The sequence below is a fragment of the Rubrimonas sp. genome (genome assembly GCF_036788415.1).
Taxonomy (GTDB): domain Bacteria; phylum Pseudomonadota; class Alphaproteobacteria; order Rhodobacterales; family Rhodobacteraceae; genus Rubrimonas.
In genome coordinates, this window is the sequence record NZ_DAIQNN010000164.1 from 1 (window position 1) to 4,329 (window position 4,329).

Consider the following 4,329-nt stretch of genomic DNA (forward strand, 5'->3'; position numbering starts at 1 on the left):
CGAGCGCGACGTGATCCTCGAGGAGCGCAGCCAGCGCACCGACAACGACCCCGGCGCGCTGTTCTCCGAGCAGATGTCGGCGACGCTGTTCAAGAACCACGCCTACGGCATTCCGATCATCGGCTGGCGCGCCGAGATGGAGGGGCTCTCGCGCGAGGACGCTCTCGCGTTCTACGAACGCCACTACGCCCCCGACAACGCGATCCTCGTGGTCGCGGGCGACGCCGACCCCGACGAGGTCCGCCGCCTCGCCGAAACCTACTACGGCCCGCACGCCCCCTCCGGCCAGCCGCGCGCCATCCGTCCGCAGGAGCCGCCGCATCTCGCCGCGCGCCGGCTGGAGATGCGCGACGCCCGCGTTCGTCAGCCTTACGTGCTGCGCAACTACCTCGTCCCCAGCCGCGTCTCCGGAGATGCCCGCGACGCCGCCGCTCTGTCCGTCCTTGCGCAGGTTCTTGGCGGCGGCGCGACGTCGCGGCTGAGCCTCGCGCTCGAGAAAGAGGCGGGCGCCGCCGTCGGCACGGCGGCCTGGTACTCGGGCCTGTCGCTCGACTCGGCGGAGTTCGGCCTTTACGCAGCGCCCGCCCCGGAGGTCTCGCTCGCCGAGATCGAGTCGCAACTCGACGCGGTGCTCGCCCAACTCGCCGCCGAAGGCCCGACCGAGGACGAACTCGCCCGCGCCCGCGCAGGGATCGCCGCGTCTGAGATCTACGCGCAGGACAGCCAGTCCGGCCTCGCCCGGCGCTACGGCGCGGCGCTCGCCATCGGGCTCACGGTCGCCGACGTCGAGGCGTGGCCTGCGCTCCTGAAGGAGGTCACGGCCGAGGACGTCCGCCGCGCCGCCGCCCTGCTGCGCCCCGAAGCCTCCGTCACCGGCTGGCTGATGCGCGCCGAAACCGCTGAAACCACCGCCGAGAGGATCGACGGATGACCGCCCTGTTCCCCCGCCTCCGCGCCGCCGCCATCGCCGGCTGCGTCGCCTTCGCCGCGCCCCAGGCGCAGGCCGCCGCCGAGATCCAGCGCGTGATCTCGCCCGGCGGGATCGAGGCCTGGCTCGTCGAGGAGCACGCGATCCCGATGGTCGCAATCGAGATCGCCTTCGTCGGCGGCGCGGCGACCGAGCCGGAGGACCGGCTCGGCGTCACGCGGTTCCTCTCGGCGATGCTCGACGAAGGCGCGGGCGATCTCGACAGCACCGCCTTCGCGGAGCGCGCCGAATTGCTCGCCGCGCGCTTCAGCTTCAGCGCCAATCGCGACGCCTTCGCCGTCTCGGCGCGGATGCTGAGCGACGCGCTCGACGACAGCCTCGCCCTGTTGCGCTCCGCGCTGACCGAGCCGCGCTTCGACGAGGAGCCGCTGCGCCGCGTGCGCGGCCAGATCCTCGCGGGCTTGCGCTCGGACGAGACCGACCCCGACAGCCTCGCCTCCGAGGCCTGGTTCGCCGCCGCCTTCCCCGGTCATCCCTATGGCCGGAAGACGGAAGGGACGCCCGAGACCGTCGCCGCGATCACCGCGGACGATCTGCGCGCCGCCCGGCTGCGCGCGCTCAACCGCTCCGCCGCCGTGATCGGCGTCGTCGGCGCCATCGACGCCGAGACGCTCGGCCGCGCGCTCGACGCCCTGCTGCTCGACCTGCCGCAAGGCCCGGTCGAGACCGCCGCGCCGACCGACGTCGCGGCCCAAGGCGGCGTGACCGTGATCCCCTTCGACGCGCCGCAGTCGACCGTGCTGTTCGGCCATGCCGGCCAGCTGCGCGACGACCCGGATTTCATCCCGGCCTATGTGATGAACTACATCCTCGGCGGCGGCGGCTTCTCCTCGCGGCTGACCGTGGAGGTGCGCGAGAAGCGCGGGCTGGCCTATTCCGCCTATTCCTACCTCGCGCCCTTCGACCGGGCGGGGGTGATCATGGGCGGGGTGGGCACCGCCAATGCGCGCGTCGCCGAATCGGTCGAGGTGATCCGCGCGGAATGGGCGCGGATGGCCGCCGAGGGCGTGAGCGCGGAGGAACTCGCAAAGGCGAAGTCGTTCCTCACCGGCTCATATGCGCTGCGCTTCGACAGCAACGCCAGGATCGCGGCAAATCTCGTCGCCCTCCAGCGCGACAACCTCGGCATCGACTATGTCGAGAAGCGCAACGCGCTGGTCGAGGCGGTGACGCTGGAGGATGTCCGACGCGTCGCCGAGCGTTGGCTGAAGCCGGAGGCTCTGAGCTTCGTGGTCGTCGGCCAGCCGGAGGGGCTGCCAGTCGGGCAGTGAGGCGTCGGGGGCGGACGCTGGCGCGCCTGTGCGCGCCATGCTATCCCTTGTGGGATGAACGCCCCCGACCGCTACATCGAGGCAGCTGAACCCCGCATCCGCCGCCTGTCCGAGGCGGCGGCCGACCGGATCGCGGCGGGCGAGGTGATCGAGCGCCCGGCGGCGGCGGTGAAGGAGCTGGTCGAGAACGCGCTCGACGCTGGCGCCGCCCGCATCGAGATCGCCATCGCCGATGCGGGCCGCAGGCTTATCCGCGTCGCCGACGACGGCGAGGGGATGACCGCCGCCGAACTTCCGCTCGCGCTAGAACGCCACGCCACTTCCAAGATCGACGGGTCCGATCTTCTGAACATCCGCAGCTTCGGATTTCGCGGCGAGGCGCTGCCCTCGATGGCCGCCGTCGCGCGGCTGCGCCTCGTCAGTCGCCGCCGCGGCGCGCGCGAGGCCTGGGCCATCGAGTCCGAAGCCGGCGCGGTGGGCCGCCCGGCCCCGGCGGCGCGGGCGGCGGGCACCGAAGTCGCCTTGCGCGACCTGTTCTTCGCCACGCCCGCGCGGCTGAAATTCCTGCGCTCCGACCGCGCCGAGCGCGCCGAGATCGTCGAGACGGTCCGCCGCCTTGCGCTGGCGGCGCCCCATGTCGCCTTCGCTCTGCGCGACGTCTCGGAGACTGGCGACGGGCGGCTCCTGTTCGACGCGCCGCCAGAGCCGGGCGACCCGCCCGGCGCCCGCCTCGCGCGTTTGCGCCGGGTGCTGGGAACGGGCTTCGCCGACAACGCCGTGCGCATCGAGGCCGAGCGCGACGGGCTGATCCTGACCGGCTATGCGGCGCTGCCGACCTATTCGCGCGGCGCGGGCGTCGCCGAGCACCTGTTCGTCAACGGCCGCCCGGTGCGCGACCGGATGATGGTCGGGGCGCTGCGCGCGGGATACGCCGACCTCCTGCCGAAGGACCGCCGCCCCGCCGCGGCCCTGTTCTTCGCCTGCGACCCCGAGCGCGTGGACGTCAACGTCCACCCCGCCAAGACCGAGGTGCGCTTCCGCGAACCGGGGGTGGCGCGCGGGCTGATGGTGTCGGCGCTGCGCCACGCGCTGGCCGAGGCCGGCTGGCGCGCCTCCTCCACGTTGGGGACCGCCGCGCTCGGCGCGCTGCGCCCCGAAGGCGCGCCCAGCTGGGCGCCCCGTCCGCATCTCGCGCGCCCCTCGGCGGAGCTGCGCGAAGCGGCGGCGGTCTTCCAGCGCCCCGACCCGACGCCGGACCTCGCCCCCGGCGCATGGTCGGCGCGTCCCTCCGAGGCCGCCGCCGACGCGCCGTCCCCCGGCCCCCTCGGCGTGCCGCTGGCGCAATTGCACGACACCTATATCCTCGCCCAGAGCGCCGACGGGCTGGTGCTGGTGGACATGCACGCCGCCCATGAACGCCTCGTCTATGAGCGGCTGAAGCGCGCGCTCGACGCAGGCCCGGCGCTGGCGCAGGCGCTGCTGATCCCGCAGATCGTCGAACTCGACCCGCTGGAGGCGGAGCGCCTGCTGGCCCGCGCCGAGGAATTCGCCAGCCTCGGCTTGCATCTCGAACCCTTCGGCCCCGGCGCGCTCTGCGTCCGCGCCACGCCCGCAGCCCTCGGGCCCTGCGACGCCGCGCCCCTGCTGCGCGACCTCGCCGACGAGATCGCCGAACTCGACCGCGCCGACGGGCTGCGCGCGAGGCTCGACGCGGTGCTGTCGCGCATGGCCTGCCACGGCTCGGTGCGCTCGGGCCGCCGCCTCACCGGCCCCGAGATGACCGCGCTGTTGCGCGAGATCGAGGCGACCCCCCGCGCCGGCCAGTGCAATCACGGCCGCCCGACCTGGGTGGCGCTCGGGCTCGCCGATCTCGAGAAGCTGTTCGGGCGGCGATGACCCTTTCGCTCGCCTGGCCGCCCGACTTCGCCGATCCCGGGACGCAGGCCGCGCTCGCGGCCGCTGGGCTGGCGCTCCTGCTGCTGCTGTGGTCGCTCGTCGCCGCCCGCCGGACCGCGCGCGACGCCGCCCTGCTCGCCGAGCGGTTCGGGACGCTGGCCGAGGCGACGCGCG

At 74.1% G+C, this 4,329-nt stretch carries 3 protein-coding genes; all 3 read left to right on the forward strand.

What is annotated here, in order from left to right:
• Positions 1-931: M16 family metallopeptidase (locus V7Q31_RS17680; protein ID WP_333835170.1), on the forward strand; the 931-nt coding region annotated here is incomplete at its 5' end.
• A complete protein-coding gene (locus V7Q31_RS17685) occupies positions 928-2,259 on the forward strand; it encodes a M16 family metallopeptidase (protein WP_333835171.1) in 1,332 nt (443 codons plus the stop codon). The genes V7Q31_RS17680 and V7Q31_RS17685, both read left to right, overlap by 4 nt.
• A 54-nt stretch (positions 2,260-2,313) precedes the next feature.
• Positions 2,314-4,155, forward strand: coding sequence for a DNA mismatch repair endonuclease MutL (mutL, locus tag V7Q31_RS17690; protein ID WP_333835172.1), 1,842 nt, complete (start codon positions 2,314-2,316; stop codon positions 4,153-4,155).
• Positions 4,156-4,329 lie beyond the last annotated feature (174 nt).

Bases quoted from the DNA above. Each gene is read 5' to 3' on its own strand.
- V7Q31_RS17685 (WP_333835171.1), top strand. From the start codon at position 928: ATGACCGCCCTGTTCCCCCGCCTCCGCGCCGCCGCCATCGCCGGCTGC.
- mutL (WP_333835172.1), top strand. From the start codon at position 2,314: ATGAACGCCCCCGACCGCTACATCGAGGCAGCTGAACCCCGCATCCGC.